The sequence below is a fragment of the Streptomyces sp. 6-11-2 genome (assembly GCF_006540305.1).
Classification (GTDB): domain Bacteria; phylum Actinomycetota; class Actinomycetes; order Streptomycetales; family Streptomycetaceae; genus Streptomyces.
Genome location: NZ_BJOR01000001.1, coordinates 325,206 through 340,439, shown reverse-complemented (window position 1 = coordinate 340,439; position 15,234 = coordinate 325,206). Strand labels below are relative to the sequence as shown.

Sequence of the window (15,234 nt, the reverse complement as noted above, 5' to 3'; positions counted from 1 at the left end):
CCCGGTCACCGTGCCACACTCAGGGACAGCGCGAAGCGTGCCTCGCCGTCGGTCCACCACCGCTCCAACCCAAGCCCCGCGGCGGCGAGTTCCGCGCTCACCCGGTCCTTGCGGAACTTCGCCGACACCTCGGTGCGCAATTCCTCGCCCGCCGCGAAGTGCACGGCGAGATCGAGCGCGGGCACCTTCACCGTCTGCGCGGTGCGCGAGCGCAGCCGCATCTCGATCCACTCGTTCGTCGCGTCCCAGAGCGCCACGTGGTCGAAGGCGTCCGGCTCGAAGTCGGCGCCCAGTTCGCGGTTGACCACGCTCAGGACGTTCTTGTTGAACGCGGCCGTCACTCCGGCGACGTCGTCGTACGCCCCGACCAGCACGTCCTCGGCCTTGACCAGGTCGGTGCCGAGCAGCAGCGCGTCGCCGGGGGAGAGCAGGGCACGCACCGAGGCAAGGAACTCGGCGCGTTCGCCGGGCAGCAGGTTGCCGATGGTGCCGCCGAGGAACGCCAGCAGCCGTGGGCCGGGGGAGTGGGGGAGCGTCAGGGCGGCGGTGAAGTCGGCGATCAGCGCGTGCACGTTCAGTCCGGGCCGCTCGGCGACCAGGGCCCGCCCGGCCTGTTCCAGCGCGGTGTCGCTGACGTCGACGGGGATGTAGGTGTGCAGCCGGGGCAGCGCGTCGATCAGAAGACGCGTCTTCTCCGAGGAACCGGAGCCCAGTTCGACGAGGGTGCGGGCGGGCAGCGCGGCGGCGATCTCGGCGGACCGGCCGGCGAGGATCTCCCGCTCGGCACGGGTCGGGTAGTACTCGGGCAGTTCGGTGATCCGCTCGAACAGCTCGCTGCCGCGCGCGTCGTAGAACCACTTCGGCGGCAGCGTCTTGGGGTCGGAGGTCAGGCCGTTCTGGACGTCGGCGCGCAGGGCCGCGGCCATGGCGTCCTCGGGCAGGGTGCGGGTGATACGGAACTCACTCACGTGCGGGGCTCCTCGGATCGTGCGGATGCCAGGTCCTCGGTGGGGTCCTTCAGCGGGGTGAGCAGGACGTCCGTGCGGCTCGCCGCGAGCAGGGCGCGGTCGGGCACCTGAACCCAGTGCGGGTCGTCGTCGTAGGGTTCGGAGGCCACCACCGTGCGGCGGCCGGGCTCGGCCAGGTACCACAGGCTGTCGCCCCAGGCGGTCGCGGTGATCGTCTCACCGTTGGTGAGCAGCAGGTTGAGCCGCGAGCCGGGGGCCGCCGCGGCGACCTCCAGGACGGTGTCGGCGAGCGCCTGCCCCTCCTCGTCACCGCCGCGGAGCCGGGCCAGCACCAGCGCCCACACGAGCGCCGAGTCGTTGCGGGCCTCCAGCGCCAGCAGGTCCCGCGGCGGCAGGGTCCGGGACACCGCGGCGAGCGAGTCCGGCCAGCCGGTGACGGCGCCGTTGTGGCTGAACAGCCAGGTGCCCGCGGCGAACGGCGCCGCCGCGGCCTCCGCGTCCGCGCCCGAGAGGGTCGCGTCCCGCACCGCGGCGAGCAGCGCCGAGGTGCGTACGACCCGGGCCAGATCGGCGAAGGACAGGTCGGCCCAGATGGGCCCGGCCCGGCGGTAGCGGGCCGGCACCGGGTCGCCGTCCGCGTACCAACCCACCCCGAAGCCGTCGGCGTTGACCGTCCCGTGCCGCTGGTACCGGGGCGCCCACGCCTGCCGGTACAGGCTGTGCGCCGGTTCCACCAGATACCGGCCGAGCGGCTCCTCGGGTCCCAGATACGCAAGGTGACGGCACATCAGGTGGCCTCCGAGCGGGCCGTGCGGAACCCGGAGAAGATCTGCCGCCGGATCGGGTGGTCCCAGTTGCGGAACGTGCCCCGGCAGGCCACCGGGTCCACGGCGAACGAACCGCCGCGCAGCACCTTGTACTCGGGCCCGAAGAACACCTCCGAGTACTCCTTGTACGGGAACGCGGTGAAGCCCGGGTAGGGGGTGAGGTCGCTCGCCGTCCACTCCCACACGTCCCCGATCAACTGCCGTACGCCGAGCGGCGACTGCCCGGCCGCATAGCTGCCGGCCGCGGCCGGGCGCAGGTGCCGCTGGCCGAGGTTGGCATGCTCCGGCGTGGGGTCGGCGTCGCCCCACGGGTAGCGCGTCGAGCGCCCGGTCGCCGGGTCGTGGCGCGCCGTCTTCTCCCACTCGGCCTCGGTGGGCAGCCGGCGCCCGGCCCAGCGGGCGTAGGCGTCGGCCTCGTACCAGCACACGTGCAGCACGGGCTCGTCGGGCGGTACGGCCTCGGTGACGCCGAACCGGCGCCGGAGCCACTGCCCGCCGTCACGCCGCCAGTACAGCGGCGCGTCGATGCCGTGCCGCCGTATGTGGGTCCAGCCGTCCGGTGCCCACCAGCGGGGCTCGGTGTAAGCGCCGTCCTCGACGAACGCCTGGTAGGCGGCGTTGGTCACCGGGGTGGTGTCGATCCGGAACGGCGGCACCTCGCGCACGTGCGCGGGGCGCTCGTTGTCCAGCGCCCACGGCTCGGTGGAGGTGCCCATGGTGAACGGGCCACCGGGGACGAGGACTTCGGGCGGACCGGTGAACGGCGGGACCGGCTCCGGGTCCGGTGCGGTCAGGGCCTGCGGGCCCCGGCGCAGCTGGTGGGTGATCAGCATGGTCTCGTCGTGCTGCTGCTCGTGCTGCGCGATCATGCCGAAGGCGAAGCCCGCCTCGGTCAGCCGGGTGCCGTGGAACGCGGTGGACTCCAGTACGTCCAGCACCCGGCCGCGCACCTCGGACGCGTAGCCGCGGGCCTCGTCGGGGGCCATCAGCGGCAACGAGGGGCGTTCGGCACGCGGGTGCTCGAAGGCGTCGTAGAGGCTGTCGATCTCGGGGCGCATCGCCTCGCGGCCGGCGACCGCCCGCAGCAGCCACAGCTCCTCCTGGTTGCCGATGTGGGCGAGGTCCCACACCAGCGGGGACATCAGCGGCGAGTGCTGGGCGGTGAGGTCGGGCTCCTCCACGCAGGTGGTCAGCAGCGTCGTGCGGTCACGGGCCCTGGTGAGCGAGCACAGCGCGCGCTCGCGCAGCGTCTCGGCGTCGAACGTATCGTCGTCGAGGGCGGGATCGGTCATGGCGCGATGTCCTTCCCGTGGACGGTGGGGGTTCCCCGGGTCGTACGGAGGCCGGATCCGGGGTTCTCCGAGCCGTGCAGCCGGTCCAGCAGGTCGTCGGCGGGACAGCGGCCCCGGCGGACGTAGCGGTCCTGGAACGCCGCGACGGCGTCCGTGACCTCGGTGGTGGCGCCGAGCCGGGGCAGGGCCTCCAGGGCGGCGGCGAAGCAGGCGACGGCGGCCTCGCGCAGGTCGGGGTCGGCGAGCCCGGAGCGGGCCGCCTCGGTCCACAGCGGATTGTGCGGCGCGGGCAGTGGCCCGGACCGCTCGGCGAGGGGCTTCACCACCCGGTAGACGGTCTCCGCCGCCTCCGGGTCGTCGAAGAGCGCCGCGGTGACCGCCAGCGGCACGATCCACCCGTCGTCGCCGGGCTGCGCGTCGATCATGCGCAGTTCCAGGTGGCCCCGTGGCCTGACCGGCGGGAACAGCGTCGTGAGGTGGTAGTCGAGATCCTCCCGGGTCGGCGGCCTCGGCCGGCGCGAGCTGATCCACCTGCGGAAGGTGAGCCCGTCGGGCACTTCCCACGGCCGGTCCTCGTGCCGTACGCACATCACCGGCGCGTCCAGCACGTGCCGGGCCCAGGCGGTGCGGGGGCTGCCGTTCAGCGCGGGGGCGCCGGCCCGGCCCGGGCCGATCTCCATCCACATCAGCTGCCGCGTGGAGAGCCAGCCGGTGGGGCGCCGCGCCACCAGCGGGGAGTGGGCGAACGCGGCCACCAGAACCGCGCCCAGGTGGTGCGCCAGCCACCAGCGGCGCCCGTGGCCGAGCGGTCCGGGCTCCTCGTGGCCGGCGTCCACACAGACCTGCACGGACGCCGAGGCGCACATCATGTGCCGGCCGGCCGGGCCGGAGCGGTCCAGACAGGCCTCCAGGGCGTCGTAGCGCCGCTCGCGCAGGAACCTGCGGGGGGTGTGCCAGGGATCGTGGCCGACACCGACGAGACGGAGTCCGTCCTCGGCCAGTACGGCGCGGACGGTGTCGAGGTCGGCGGAGACGGTACCGATGCACTCCATCAGGGAGGCGGCGGGCGGCGAGCTCAACTCCAGCTGGCCGCCGGGTTCGACGGTGAACGCCGACCTCAGGGGCATGGTCCGCAGTGCGGCGTAGGCCGCTTCGAGACGTTCGGGTGTCACGGGAAGCCGCGGCGCACGCAGCTCATGGACGAGCCATTCCACTTCGACCCCGAGGGTGCGGGGCGGTCCGGTCTTGAAGCAGATGCCGCTGACCAGAGCCTGGGCCTCGGCTTCGGTGACGGCGGTACGGGGTTCCGCACGGCCGCCCGCCGAGGGGGGTTGCGCATCGGACATGTCGGGATCCTCCTGAGATTCCACCATGCCACCGGCCCGGCGGTCGGAGGGCCGGGCCGGGGCCGCACCGTCCCAGCCAAAACCCTCCGGCCGATTCGCACAAGGGTGCAAATCGCGACAATCGTGGCGCCAAATCTCCGTATCCGCGATATTTCAGACGCTCACCCGCGATGCCGGGGCCCGGCACATCCGCATGGGTCCGCCCCCTTCGCGGGAGTCCCGCGGGCGGACCGGCCCCCCGTGCCCGGTGCTACTCCGACCGGGTGATCCGCGTGCCGCGGCGCGCGGCCCACGCGTCAGCTCCAGCCGTAGCGCTCCCGCAGACGGTGCACCACGAGGCCGAACCGCATCCGGTCCAGCGCGCACGCCTCACGGCGCATGCCGTCGTCGTGCAGCCGCAGCACCCGGTCGACGTCCACCCACGAATCCCGTCCCGACCGGTCCCAAGGGCCGCTCCCGATGGCCACCCACTCGCGGTCGCCGTCGTGCGCCTTGCTGGACAGCTGCACCGCCAGGAGCGTCCCGGCGGCCTCCCGGGCCACCACCAGCACCGGCCGGTCCTTGCCCCGGCCGTCGTTCTCCTCGAAGGGCACCCAGGTCCAGACGATCTCTCCGGGGTCCGGGTCGCCGTCGTGCGCGGGCGCGTACTCGGTGCGCACCCGGCCGACGTCGCGCGGGTCGGCCTCCGTGGTGGCGGTGGGGCCGTAACGGCCGGGCACGTTCTCGTCGGTCTCATCGGTAAAGGCAGTCACGGGGGAACCCTAGTGCTGTGACCGGAAGGGTTCACCGGCTCGCGACGGCCGGCACGGCACTCCCCCAGCCTTCGGCCGGGGGTACCCCCACGCCGCGTTGTCGCATCACCCGAGTACATCCAGTACGCGGGTGATGCTCCGCCTTGCGATGCTCCCCCACTGCCTGAACGGCGTGGGAGGTGCCCCCCAGCACCGGACGCCGCGAGTTTCCCGGCAAACCTTCCCGGCCACAGCACTAGAGCGTGCGCGTCAAGCCCCGTCACGGGGGCGGATCCGCATGCCGGGACGGCGCCGGTGGACGGTGAGGTAGGCCAGGCCGTCCGGGCCGGCGGTGAGGCTGCGGGTGGAGCCGTGCGGCAGCCAGACCGCCGCGCCCTCCGTCAGCTGCCGCGGCTCGTCGCCGGTGCCCGCGCCGAGCACACCATCGCCCGCGACGACGAACAGCAGGACGTCCAGGTCCGGTTCGCGGTGCGGCGCCACGCCCGTGCCGGGCGCCAGCCGTACGACGTTCGCGTCGAGCTGGCGCCCGGACTCCGCCAGCTTCCACAGCACGCCGCCCGGTACCGGCGGGGCGTCGGCCAGCGCCCGGGCGTCGCACAGGACCCGCGGTTCCGGCTCCGCCGGGCCGCCCGGTCCGGTGCCGTGCTCGGAAGGCGATGTCATCGTGCACCCCTCATTCCCCGATACGGCCGTTCCTCCCGGGACCGTCATGCCCCGGGCCCGCGTCCCGGGTCTACGATTATTACATGTAGGATTCGTGAAAATTGCTCCGGGTGAGAAGAGCTTCGGGTGAGAAGAGCTGAGTGGACGTGACCACCCCACGGGAGAGCCCCCGCCGACGCGAGGTGCTGGACATGCTGCGGGCCGCGGCCGAGCCGCTGGGGGTCGCGGAGGCGGCCGAGCGGATCGGGCTGCACCCCAACACCGTGCGCTTCCATCTCGACGCCCTGGTGGCCGAGGGCGTCGTCGTACGCCAGGTCGAGGAACCCTCGGGGCCCGGCCGCCCCCGTACCGTCTACGCCCCCCGGCCCGGCATGGACCGCCGGGGCACACGCGGCTACCGGCTCCTGGCGCAGATCCTGCTCGGGCAACTGACGTCCCAGGGTCCCGGGGCGCGGGAGGCCGCGACGGAGGCGGGCCGCGCCTGGGGCGGTTTCCTGGTCGATCCGCTGCCGCCCTCGCCGCCGCCCACGGCCGAGCGGGCGGCGGCCCGGCTCGTCGCCCTCCTGGACGACCTGGGCTTCGCCCCGGAGCCCGAGGGCGGCGGCGCGGGGGAACCACCGGAGCGGATCCGGCTGCGCCACTGCCCCTTCCTCGAACTGGCCGAGGAACACGGCCAGTTGGTATGCCCGATCCATCTGGGCCTGATGCAGGGGGCGCTGGCCGAACTGCGTGCACCGCTCGTCGCGACCGGCCTGGAACCGTTCGCGGCCCCCGACTCCTGCCTGGCCCACCTGGCCACCCGCCCGGCCGGGGCGATGCCGGACGGGTGACGTGAAGGGCGGCGGAGGCCGCGCTTCGGCGGACCCGGCAGGCCCTGGCAGTTCCTGCACACCTCGCAGAAAGGCGACACATCGATGAACACCACGGCGGCCGCCCTCGCGGGTGCGGTCACCTTCGTCTGGCTCGGCATGGTGCTGGCCATTTCCTTCCTGGAGGCCCCGTTGAAGTTCCGGGCCCCCGGCGTGACCATCCCCATCGGACTGGGCATCGGCCGGCTGGTCTTCCGGGCGCTGAACCTCGTCGAGACCGCCCTTGCCGTCGTGGTGATCGCCGCGGTCGCCGCGGGCGGGCCCCCGGCGGGCGTCGCCGGGCTGACCGCGGCCGTCGCCGTGCTGCTCCTCGCCCAGTTGGCCTTCGTACGCCCCCGCCTCAACCGCAGGTCCGACCTGGTCCTGGCCGGTGAAGAGGCCGGCGAGGACCGGCCTCGCTCACGCGGACACCTGGCCTACGTGGCCCTGGAGATCGTCAAGGTGGCCGTCCTGATCGCCCTCGGCATCAGCCTGCTGGCGGCGTGACCGGCGGCCCCGGGGGCCACGGAAGCGAGTCCCCGGGCACACCGCCCTGCCGCCGGGCCGGACGGGCGCCTCGCCCATGCCGTGCCGAGGTCAGCCGTTCCGCAGCCAGTGCGCGACCTGCTCCGGAGTGGAACGCGGCGCGTCGATGAGGTGGGGAACGAAACGGGACCGGCGGTCGGTGACGATCTCGTTGGATTCGCGGATGCCGATCCCGGCCGACCTGCCACCGATGACCCACGAGCCGATCACCATGTGGTTGCCGTCGAAGGACGGCGGCCGGTGGAACTGCTGGAACAGGAACGGGCCGTCGTCGAACGGGCCGGCCTGGTCGAAGTGGTGCTCCGCGGAACGGACCTTGATCGAGGCACCCTCCCAGCCCCACAGGGGCTTGGCGACCCATTCGGCCAGATCGCCGGGACCGTCGAGGTAGGACGGCAGGAGGTTCGGGTGGCCGGGGTACAGCTCCCACAGCACCGCCAGCAGCGCCTTGGTGGACAGCAGCGCCTTCCACATCGGCTCGAGCCAGTGCGTCGAACGGGGCCCGGCCTCCAACTGCGGGGCGTAGACGCTCTCGAACGCCCAGTCCCACGGATACATCTTGAAGCAGGAGTCGATGGGTACGTCGCTCAGGTCCACGAAGCGCCGGATGCCGCTGTGCCAGCCGATGTCCTCCATCGTCAGGCCCACCGTGGGAAGGCCCGCCTCGACGGCCGTGTCCCGCAGGTACGCCGTGGTGATGATGTCCTCGTCGGGCTCGTCGGCGGAGTGCGCGAAGTGGACCTGGCCGCCCAGCCGCGGAGCCAGCCGCTGCCACGTCCGCACCAGGCGCTCGTGGATCGTGTTGAACTGGTCGCGGTCCGGGTGCACGTCCTCCAGCCACTGCCATTGCAGCACGGCGGCTTCGAGGAGCGCCGCCGGAACGTCGCCGTTGTACTCGTACAGCTTGGCGTCGCCCGAGCCGTCCCAGGCGAAGTCGAACCTGCCGTAGATGCTCGGCGACTCGTTCTCGAGGGTCTCGAGCATGGGTCTCGCCCAGCGGCGGTCGATGCCGAGGCGTTCGACGTCGCCCTTCTCCAGGACGTGCCGGGCCGCCGCCACGCACATCGCGTGCAGTTCCTCGGTGACGTCCTCCAGGTAGTCCACCTCGCGAGAGGTGAGCACGTAGGCGGCGCTCTCGTTCCAGTAGGGCAACGTGCGGCCGTCGGGCAGTACTTCGGTATGGAACGGAAGGCCTGACCGCAGGACCGTCTGCTCCCAGCCGGCCCTCGGGGTGCGGGGTTCGCGTCTCATGGATCAGCCGCCGACCGATCCGGCCTTGCCGCCCTTGGCGGAGAAACCGCCGCGGGCGACGCTGCCGGACTTCGGCGCGGTGAACGAGCCGTTGCCCTTGCTGAGGTCGACCTTCTGTCCGACGGCGGGGACGTCCTTGCCCCGCGGGGTGTACCACCAGGCGTAGCTGCCCCCACCGGCTCCACCGGCTCCACCGGCTCCACCGGCTCCACCGGCTCCACCGGCTCCACCGGCTCCACCGGCTCCACCGGCTCCACCGGCTCCACCGGCCCCACCGGGGTTGCAGTGATGGTCCGTCACGCGTTTCTGGGTCAGCCTGTCCATGCATGTGCCCTGGTAGTCCGGGCCGCTGGAGCAGCCGCTGAGGGCTATCGCCATCGCGACCGCACCCACGGCGCCGACCGAGACCTCGAAGGAGCGGCGACGTGAACTGGTGCTCTGCTGACTCGTCACGAACAGATCCCTCCGGATACGTCTGCTGATCCGCGGCAGTGGTGTGCCGCGCGATACGGCGTCGCGACGGTCGGAGTCACCGGGGAACGGCCAGGCCGCGTAGGCGACGTGAGATCGCCCGCGACAGGTCGACATGCCCCGTTCATTCCGACCGTCCCTCGCCATGTACAGGTACTTGGCCTGTCAAACATACCGTTGGCGCATTTGCGTAAGAACGGCGGAGTCATGTTCCGCTTGCCGTACGGGGGTTGCCGGAGGAACAGGGCGTGGCCTGGGCCGTTGTCCGCACGGCCGGTGTCCGGGACCGGACGGTGGATTTCCCCTCTCTTTCATGATTGGTCTACCGTTATTCGCCTGTACCAGCATTACTTGGGGGGAATCCGTGCGAACTCGTCTCGCCGCCGCTGTTCTGACCTGTGCCGCGGCCGGCGTCCTCGTGGCCTGTGACCCCGCGGACGGCACCAAGTCGCCGGGCGGCGCCACTCCTTCGGTGTCGGCCCCCGTCGCCTCGGACGGCAGCGAGCCCGCGCAGGACGGCAAGCCGGGAGCGCACCAGCGGAAGAAGGTGCCGGCCTTCGTCGGTATGGGGCTGCAGTCCGCGCAGGACGCCGCCCAGGAACAGGGCTTCTACTCGCTGAAGTCGCACGACGCCCTGGGCCGCGGCCGGATGCAGGCGTTCGACCGGAACTGGAAGGTGTGCAGCCAGAACGTGGCGGCGGGCACGACGGTCTCGACCGATACGACCCTGGACTTCGGCGCGGTCAAGCTGGAGGAGTCCTGTCCCGCGAAGGACGAGGCTCCGCCCTCGGCCGAGGGCGGGAGGATGCCCGACTTCAAGGGGAAGTCGGTGAAGGCGGCTCGCGCCGCGCTCGACGCGAGCACGTCGCTCACGGTGAAGGACGCGTCGCCGGACCACCGGTGGGTGCTGGTGGAGAGCAACTGGCAGGTGTGCTCGCAGACTCCGGGCCCTGGTACTGAGCTGAAGGGACAGCCGGTGTCCTTCACGGCGGTCAAGTTCGGGGAATCCTGCCCGTAGGCACCGGCACGGAGGGCGGGACTCGGTCGCGGAACCGAGCGGAAAGCCGGAAGGGGCCGGCGCCCACTGGGCGCCGGCCCCTTCCGGAGTGCTCAGGCGGCAGCCACGTCGCCGGTGTGGCCGTGCAGGCGCGCGACGACCTCGGTGAGCTGGGCGGCGACCTCGGCGTCGTTGACCGGGTGGGTCTCGGCGAAGCGGGTCACGGAGCCGGGGATGGAGAGCTTGATGTCCTCGATCACCTTGCCGCCGGCGATGCCCACGGCCTTGCGGGTGTCGTCCTGCGCCCACACGCCGCCGTACTGGCCGAAGGCGGTGCCGATGACGGCGACGGGCTTGCCCACGAAGGCACCGGCGCCGAACGGGCGGGACAGCCAGTCGATGGCGTTCTTCAGGACGGCCGGGATGGTGCCGTTGTACTCGGGGGAGAACAGCAGGAAGGCGTCGGCGGTACCGGCGACCTCACGCAGCTTGGCGGCGGCGGCCGGCACGCTGCCCTCGACGTCGATGTCCTCGTTGTAGAACGGGACGTCGGCCAGGCCCTCGAACAGCTCGACCTCGGCGCCCGCGGGGGCGAGCTTGATTGCGGCCTCGGCGAGCTGGCGGTTGTGCGAACCGGCGCGGAGGCTGCCGACGAGCGCGAGGATGCGAACAGACATGGGGGACTCCAAGGGGGGATGACACAATGGCGTTACAGATCCGGACCGAGGTCCGTTTATTTTTCTACCACCATAAGCGGACCGCGGTCCAGTTCTGTTCCCGATGCCTTACGCTGTCTTCATGTCCCGCCCCCTGCCGCCCTTTCCGAAGCCCCAGGAGCCTCAAGAACCTCAGGAGACCCGGGAGCTGCTGGCGCAGCCGGTGTTGCTCGATTTCGGCACCGGCGAGGACGAGCCCTGCCTGCGGGCCGACGCGGCCCGCAACCGTGCCCGGCTGCTGGACGCCGCCGCGCGCCTGGTCGCGGAGCACGGCGCGGCCGGAGTCACGATGGAGGCGGTCGCCGCGGCGGCCGAGGTGGGCAAGGGGACGGTCTTCCGCCGCTTCGGCGACCGCACCGGCCTGCTCAGGGCCCTGCTGGACCACTCGGAGCGGAAGTTCCAAGCCGCGTTCCTCAGCGGGCCCCCGCCCATGGGCCCCGGCGCTCCGCCCGCCGATCGGCTGCGGGCCTTCGGCTGCGTGGCGCTGCGCCGCGCGGCCGACGACCTGGAACTGCAACTGGCGGCCGATCCGGGCCCGGCCCGCCGCTTCGGCGTACCCGCCCGCCAGGTCCAGTACGCCCATGTGACGATGCTGCTGCGGCAGGCGGCCCCGGACGCGGACAGCGAACTCCTCGCCCACACGCTGATGGGCTACCTCGAGCCCGCCCTCATCCACCACCTGACCCGGCAGTGCCAGATGCCGATGGAACGGCTGCAGTCCGGCTGGCACGACCTGGTCGCCCGGATCACCTCCACGGGGCCGGCCTGCTGAGAGCCGGGGGCCGATACGGCCGGCTCGGCCGCGATCGGCGCGTGTTTCCGGCGAAGGCCTCCGGCGGGCTTGCGTGGTGTTCGCACCGAAGAGCGGAAGAGCCGCGTATGCGCGGCGTTCCCGTCCGTCGGTCTGCGAGCGGGTGGCTCTCCTGTCCGCCGGTCTGCCTGCGGGCGTCTTTCCCGTACGTGGCCTGCGTGCACGAGCGGCCTTCCCGTACGCGCGCACGGCCGCCTCGACACCACCCGGTCGGGCGATGTGGGCGGGCCGCGCGCCGGCCGGCCCGGTGAGGCCGGCGGCGATGTCCCCGGGGCCGCGCCGCGGGGCCGACATCGGCACCGACATCGACACCGGCGTCGCGTCCTCGCCCACCCCCCCGGGCCATAGAACAGGCGGCGTGGCCTGGCACGCCATCCGGCAGGGTTGCCCCGCCCGGCAGTGCGACCTGCGCGCCCTCGCCCTCCGCGTACCCACTCCGCAGCGGTTTCCGTTTCAACTTCCCTATGGAATAGGGCAGTTCACCAGACGGACGGTCCACGGCTTCTGCCAAGATGCCGTACGTCATGGTGCAGATTCCCAAACCCGCCGCGCCCCCGTCGCCCGCTCCGCGCTCCGTTCCCACGAGCGCCGACGTGGCCCGATTGGCCGGCGTCTCGCGCGCGACCGTCTCCTACGTCCTGAACAACACCAGAGCGGTCCGCATCAGCGAGCCCACCCGCCGCCGGGTCCACGAGGCCGCCGAGGAACTCGGGTACGTGCCGCACGCGGCGGCGCGCAGCCTGCGCGCGGGGCACAGCCGTATGGTCCTCATGCCCGCCCCGGCCATCCCGGCAGGCCCGCTCTACAGCCGCTTCCTGGAAGAACTCCAGTGGGCGCTCGGCCTCCTCGACTACACCGTCGTACAGCACGCCACCGCGGGCCTGCCCGGTGACGAGGCGGCGCGGGCCTGGGCCGAACTGCGCCCGGTCGCCGTCCTGGTGTCCGGCGTGGGGCTCGGTCCCGCAGGCGTCTCGGTGCTCAAACGCTCCGGCGCGCGTGCCGTCGTCACCCTCGGCCCGGAGCCCGTCGAGGGGGCCCACGTGCTGCTCATGGACCACGAGAGCGTCGGCCACCGGGCCGGTGTCCACCTGTACGCCCGTGGCCGGCGCCGTATCGGCGTGGTCGTGCCCGAGGAACGCGGACTGGACATGTTCTCCCGGCCCCGGCTCGCCGGCGTACGGCGCGCCCTGCACGGCACCGACGGCAGCGTGACCGAACTGCCCCTCGGCTACGACGAACGGTCCGCCGCCCGCCTGGCCGCCAACTGGCGCGACCTCGGCCTCGACGCGGTGTTCGCCTACAACGACGAGTACGCCATGCTGCTGATGCGCGCCTTGCAGGACGGGGGCGTGCGCATCCCCGAGGAGACGGCCATGATCGGCGCCGACGACCTCATGCTCGGGCGGCTGCTGCGGCCCCGGCTGAGCACCGTCCACATCGAGCTGCCCTCCGGCCGCGACCTCGCCGAACTGGTCGACCGCGCCGTTCGCGACCCCGGCGCCCCGCCCGAGCGGCACGCGGTGCTGGGCGCGACGGTGGTCCACCGCGAGTCCACGTGACCGCGAGTCCACGTGGCCCGCGCGACGCCCGTACGAGCGACCTGCGGCAGGCCGACCGGCCCCACGAACAAAGCGGTGGGCGCCACTCCCGCAGGGAGGACACCCACCGCCCGGCACGCTCGGAAAGCAGCCCGTCGAGACCTCGCGGTCCGATCCGCCAACCGATCCACGGACCGTTTCTACTGACCGTTCTGCTGCTCGGCGACCGACTTGCGGACCTCGTCCATGTCCAGCTTGCGGGCCTGGCCGATCACGTCCGCCAGAGCGGCCTCGGGCAGCGCGCCCGGCTGCGCGAACACGGCGACCTGGTCACGGACGATCATCAGCGTCGGAATGGACTGGATGCCGAAGGCCGCCGCCAGTTCCGGCTGGGCCTCGGTGTCCACCTTGCCGAACACCAGGTCCGGGTTGTCCTCGGCCGCCTTCTCGTAGACGGGGGCGAACTGACGGCACGGTCCGCACCAGGACGCCCAGAAGTCGATGAGGACGAATTCGTTGTCCGTGACCGTCTGATCGAAGTTCTCCTTGGTCAGCTCCACGGTGCTGGTCATGCGTATCCCTCTTCCTGGTGCTTCCTGGTGTCGGCTTACCGGCGTGGGGCGAAGCCGTGGGCACAACACGGCCGACCCTACGGGTATTCCGCGCACGTACCCGTGTGGCCAGGGCGCACACCACCCACCAGACTGACCCCATGACCGAAACGGAAACCATCGCGTACGACGTCGTGGTGCTGGGCGCCGGACCCGTGGGGGAGAACGTGGCCGACCGCACCCGGGCGGCCGGCCTGTCCACCGCGATCGTGGAGAGCGAACTGGTCGGCGGCGAGTGCTCGTACTGGGCGTGCATGCCGAGCAAGGCCCTGCTGCGCCCGGTCATCGCCCGCGCCGACGCCCGCCGCCTGCCGGGTCTGAGCCAGGCGGTGCGCGGCCCTCTCGACGCCACCGCGGTCCTCGCCCGCCGGGACGTGTACACCTCGCACTGGCACGACGACGGCCAGGTGCGGTGGCTGGACAGCATCGGCGCCGACCTCCACCGCGGGCACGGCCGGCTGGCCGGTCCGCGTACGGTCACGGTCGACGGCCCCGACGGCACGCGCAGGACGCTGACCGCCCGGCACGCCGTCGCCGTCTGCACCGGAACCCGCGCCCGGCTGCCGGAGCTTCCCGGGCTCGACGCCGTCAAGCCGTGGACCAGCCGCGAGGCCACCAGCTCCGAACAGGTGCCCGAGCGGCTGATCATCGTGGGCGGCGGTGTCGTCGCCACCGAGATGGCCACCGTCTACCAGGCGCTCGGCGCACAGGTCACCGTCCTGGTCCGCGGCAAGGGGCTGCTGCCGCGCATGGAACCCTTCGCCGGCGAACTGGTCGCCGACGCCCTCACGGAGGCGGGCGCCGACATCCGCACCGGCACCGCGGTGGAGTCGGTCGCCCGCGAGAACGGCACCGTCGTGGCCGTCACCGGCAACGGCGACCGTGTCGAGGCGGACGAGATCCTCTTCGCCACCGGGCGCGCGCCGCGCACCGACGACGTCGGCCTGGAGACGGTGGGCATGGAGCCCGGCTCCTGGCTGCCGGTCGACGACAGCCTGCGCGTGCTGGGCAGCACCTGGCTGTACGCGTGCGGCGACGTGAACCACCGCGCGCTCCTCACCCACCAGGGCAAGTACCAGGCCCGGATCGCGGGCGACACGATCGGCGCCCGTGCGGCCGGTGTGCCCCTGTTGGAGACGGATCCATGGGGCGCGCACGCCGCCACCGCCGACCACCACGCCGTACCACAGGTCGTCTTCACCGACCCGGAGGCCGCAGCCGTGGGCCTGTCCCTGGCCGAAGCCGAACAGGCCGGGCACCGCGTCCGGGCCGTCGACGTCGACCTCTCCTCGGTCGCCGGGGCCGGCCTGTACGGCGACGGGTACCGCGGCCGCGCCCGCATGGTCGTCGACCTCGACGCAGAGATCCTGCGCGGTGTCACTTTCGTCGGCCCCGGCGTCGGCGAACTGCTCCACTCGGCGTCCGTCGCCGTCGCCGGAGAGGTTCCGATCAGCCGCCTCTGGCACGCGGTCCCGTCCTACCCGACGATCAGCGAGGTGTGGCTCCGCCTGCTGGAGGCCTACCGGGGCTGACCATGCGCCCCGGGAACCGCCCCGGCTTTTCCGGCAGTTCCCGCGGGGGCGGTGCGCCGGTGCTC

At 72.6% G+C, this 15,234-nt stretch carries 16 protein-coding genes; 6 read left to right on the top strand and 10 right to left on the bottom strand.

Annotated features, from left to right (window positions below; translation table 11 throughout):
• Nucleotides 1-5: 5 nt before the first annotated feature.
• The 6 genes from egtD to TNCT6_RS01670 all read right to left on the bottom strand — a co-directional run bounded on the left by egtD (nt 6) and on the right by TNCT6_RS01670 (nt 5,848).
• Nucleotides 6-968 carry an L-histidine N(alpha)-methyltransferase gene (gene egtD / locus TNCT6_RS01695; protein ID WP_141355845.1) on the bottom strand — a complete coding sequence of 321 codons (963 nt, stop codon included), beginning with the start codon at nt 966-968 and terminating at the stop codon, nt 6-8.
• Nucleotides 965-1,756, bottom strand: a complete 792-nt coding sequence (gene egtC, locus TNCT6_RS01690; RefSeq protein ID WP_141355843.1) for an ergothioneine biosynthesis protein EgtC — start codon at nt 1,754-1,756, stop codon at nt 965-967. Before egtC ends, egtD begins: the two co-directional genes overlap by 4 nt.
• The gene (gene egtB / locus TNCT6_RS01685; protein WP_141355841.1) at nt 1,756-3,087 is read right to left on the bottom strand and encodes an ergothioneine biosynthesis protein EgtB; all 1,332 of its coding nucleotides are present in this window, start codon (nt 3,085-3,087) and stop codon (nt 1,756-1,758) included. The genes egtC and egtB overlap by 1 nt, the downstream gene beginning before the upstream one ends.
• A complete protein-coding gene (gene egtA / locus TNCT6_RS01680) occupies nt 3,084-4,433 on the bottom strand; it encodes an ergothioneine biosynthesis glutamate--cysteine ligase EgtA (RefSeq protein ID WP_141355839.1) in 1,350 nt (449 codons plus the stop codon). The genes egtB and egtA overlap by 4 nt, the downstream gene beginning before the upstream one ends.
• 296 nt (nt 4,434-4,729) lie before the next feature.
• Complete coding sequence (locus tag TNCT6_RS01675; protein WP_141355837.1) at nt 4,730-5,185, bottom strand: type II toxin-antitoxin system PemK/MazF family toxin; 456 nt, start codon at nt 5,183-5,185, stop codon at nt 4,730-4,732.
• Between the two features lie 249 nt (nt 5,186-5,434).
• A complete protein-coding gene (locus TNCT6_RS01670) occupies nt 5,435-5,848 on the bottom strand; it encodes a hypothetical protein (RefSeq protein ID WP_141355835.1) in 414 nt (137 codons plus the stop codon).
• A 146-nt stretch (nt 5,849-5,994) separates the two neighbouring features.
• On the opposite strand from TNCT6_RS01670, the gene TNCT6_RS01665 reads away from it, so the two are divergent.
• Nucleotides 5,995-6,678, top strand: a complete 684-nt coding sequence (locus TNCT6_RS01665; RefSeq protein WP_141355833.1) for a metalloregulator ArsR/SmtB family transcription factor — start codon at nt 5,995-5,997, stop codon at nt 6,676-6,678.
• A gap of 84 nt (nt 6,679-6,762) precedes the next feature.
• The gene (locus TNCT6_RS01660) at nt 6,763-7,203 is read left to right on the top strand and encodes a hypothetical protein (protein WP_141355831.1); all 441 of its coding nucleotides are present in this window, start codon (nt 6,763-6,765) and stop codon (nt 7,201-7,203) included.
• 90 nt (nt 7,204-7,293) lie between these two features.
• On the opposite strand, the gene TNCT6_RS01655 is transcribed toward TNCT6_RS01660, so the two are convergent.
• Together TNCT6_RS01655 and TNCT6_RS39685 are read right to left on the bottom strand one after the other, a co-directional pair.
• Complete coding sequence (locus TNCT6_RS01655) at nt 7,294-8,493, bottom strand: glutathionylspermidine synthase family protein (protein ID WP_141355829.1); 1,200 nt, start codon at nt 8,491-8,493, stop codon at nt 7,294-7,296.
• Nucleotides 8,494-8,496: 3 nt separating this feature from the next.
• Entirely contained in the window at nt 8,497-8,946 is a 450-nt protein-coding gene (locus tag TNCT6_RS39685; protein ID WP_172632738.1) for a hypothetical protein, read from the bottom strand.
• Nucleotides 8,947-9,277: 331 nt separating this feature from the next.
• Here TNCT6_RS39685 and TNCT6_RS01645 point away from each other — a divergent pair, with 331 nt between their 5' ends.
• Nucleotides 9,278-9,982, top strand: a complete 705-nt coding sequence (locus TNCT6_RS01645; RefSeq protein WP_141355827.1) for a PASTA domain-containing protein — start codon at nt 9,278-9,280, stop codon at nt 9,980-9,982.
• A 92-nt stretch (nt 9,983-10,074) separates the two neighbouring features.
• On the opposite strand, the gene TNCT6_RS01640 is transcribed toward TNCT6_RS01645, so the two are convergent.
• Nucleotides 10,075-10,638: an NAD(P)H-dependent oxidoreductase gene (locus TNCT6_RS01640; protein ID WP_141355825.1), complete on the bottom strand. Its 564-nt coding sequence runs from the start codon at nt 10,636-10,638 to the stop codon at nt 10,075-10,077.
• 121 nt (nt 10,639-10,759) lie between these two features.
• On the opposite strand from TNCT6_RS01640, the gene TNCT6_RS01635 reads away from it, so the two are divergent.
• On the top strand, nt 10,760-11,449 hold the full coding sequence (locus TNCT6_RS01635) for a TetR/AcrR family transcriptional regulator (protein WP_253265991.1): 690 nt from the start codon (nt 10,760-10,762) through the stop codon (nt 11,447-11,449).
• 563 nt (nt 11,450-12,012) lie between these two features.
• Nucleotides 12,013-13,047 carry a LacI family DNA-binding transcriptional regulator gene (locus TNCT6_RS01630; protein WP_141355821.1) on the top strand — a complete coding sequence of 345 codons (1,035 nt, stop codon included), beginning with the start codon at nt 12,013-12,015 and terminating at the stop codon, nt 13,045-13,047.
• 179 nt (nt 13,048-13,226) lie between these two features.
• Here the strand turns inward: TNCT6_RS01630 and trxA are convergent, their stop codons facing one another.
• On the bottom strand, nt 13,227-13,598 hold the full coding sequence (trxA, locus tag TNCT6_RS01625) for a thioredoxin (RefSeq protein WP_141355818.1): 372 nt from the start codon (nt 13,596-13,598) through the stop codon (nt 13,227-13,229).
• A gap of 140 nt (nt 13,599-13,738) precedes the next feature.
• Here trxA and TNCT6_RS01620 point away from each other — a divergent pair, with 140 nt between their 5' ends.
• Nucleotides 13,739-15,169 carry an NAD(P)/FAD-dependent oxidoreductase gene (locus TNCT6_RS01620; RefSeq protein ID WP_141355816.1) on the top strand — a complete coding sequence of 477 codons (1,431 nt, stop codon included), beginning with the start codon at nt 13,739-13,741 and terminating at the stop codon, nt 15,167-15,169.
• Nucleotides 15,170-15,234 lie beyond the last annotated feature (65 nt).

What these genes read in the sequence shown, in the direction of transcription:
- TNCT6_RS01620 (WP_141355816.1), top strand. Translation starts at nt 13,739, where the DNA reads ATGACCGAAACGGAAACCATCGCGTACGACGTCGTGGTGCTGGGCGCC.
- TNCT6_RS01660 (WP_141355831.1), top strand. Translation starts at nt 6,763, where the DNA reads ATGAACACCACGGCGGCCGCCCTCGCGGGTGCGGTCACCTTCGTCTGG.
- TNCT6_RS01645 (WP_141355827.1), top strand. Translation starts at nt 9,278, where the DNA reads ATGATTGGTCTACCGTTATTCGCCTGTACCAGCATTACTTGGGGGGAA.
- TNCT6_RS01630 (WP_141355821.1), top strand. Translation starts at nt 12,013, where the DNA reads ATGGTGCAGATTCCCAAACCCGCCGCGCCCCCGTCGCCCGCTCCGCGC.
- egtC (WP_141355843.1), bottom strand. Translation starts at nt 1,756, where the DNA reads ATGTGCCGTCACCTTGCGTATCTGGGACCCGAGGAGCCGCTCGGCCGG.
- egtB (WP_141355841.1), bottom strand. Translation starts at nt 3,087, where the DNA reads ATGACCGATCCCGCCCTCGACGACGATACGTTCGACGCCGAGACGCTG.
- trxA (WP_141355818.1), bottom strand. Translation starts at nt 13,598, where the DNA reads ATGACCAGCACCGTGGAGCTGACCAAGGAGAACTTCGATCAGACGGTC.
- TNCT6_RS01640 (WP_141355825.1), bottom strand. Translation starts at nt 10,638, where the DNA reads ATGTCTGTTCGCATCCTCGCGCTCGTCGGCAGCCTCCGCGCCGGTTCG.
- TNCT6_RS01635 (WP_253265991.1), top strand. Translation starts at nt 10,760, where the DNA reads ATGTCCCGCCCCCTGCCGCCCTTTCCGAAGCCCCAGGAGCCTCAAGAA.
- TNCT6_RS01670 (WP_141355835.1), bottom strand. Translation starts at nt 5,848, where the DNA reads ATGACATCGCCTTCCGAGCACGGCACCGGACCGGGCGGCCCGGCGGAG.
- TNCT6_RS01655 (WP_141355829.1), bottom strand. Translation starts at nt 8,493, where the DNA reads ATGAGACGCGAACCCCGCACCCCGAGGGCCGGCTGGGAGCAGACGGTC.
- egtA (WP_141355839.1), bottom strand. Translation starts at nt 4,433, where the DNA reads ATGTCCGATGCGCAACCCCCCTCGGCGGGCGGCCGTGCGGAACCCCGT.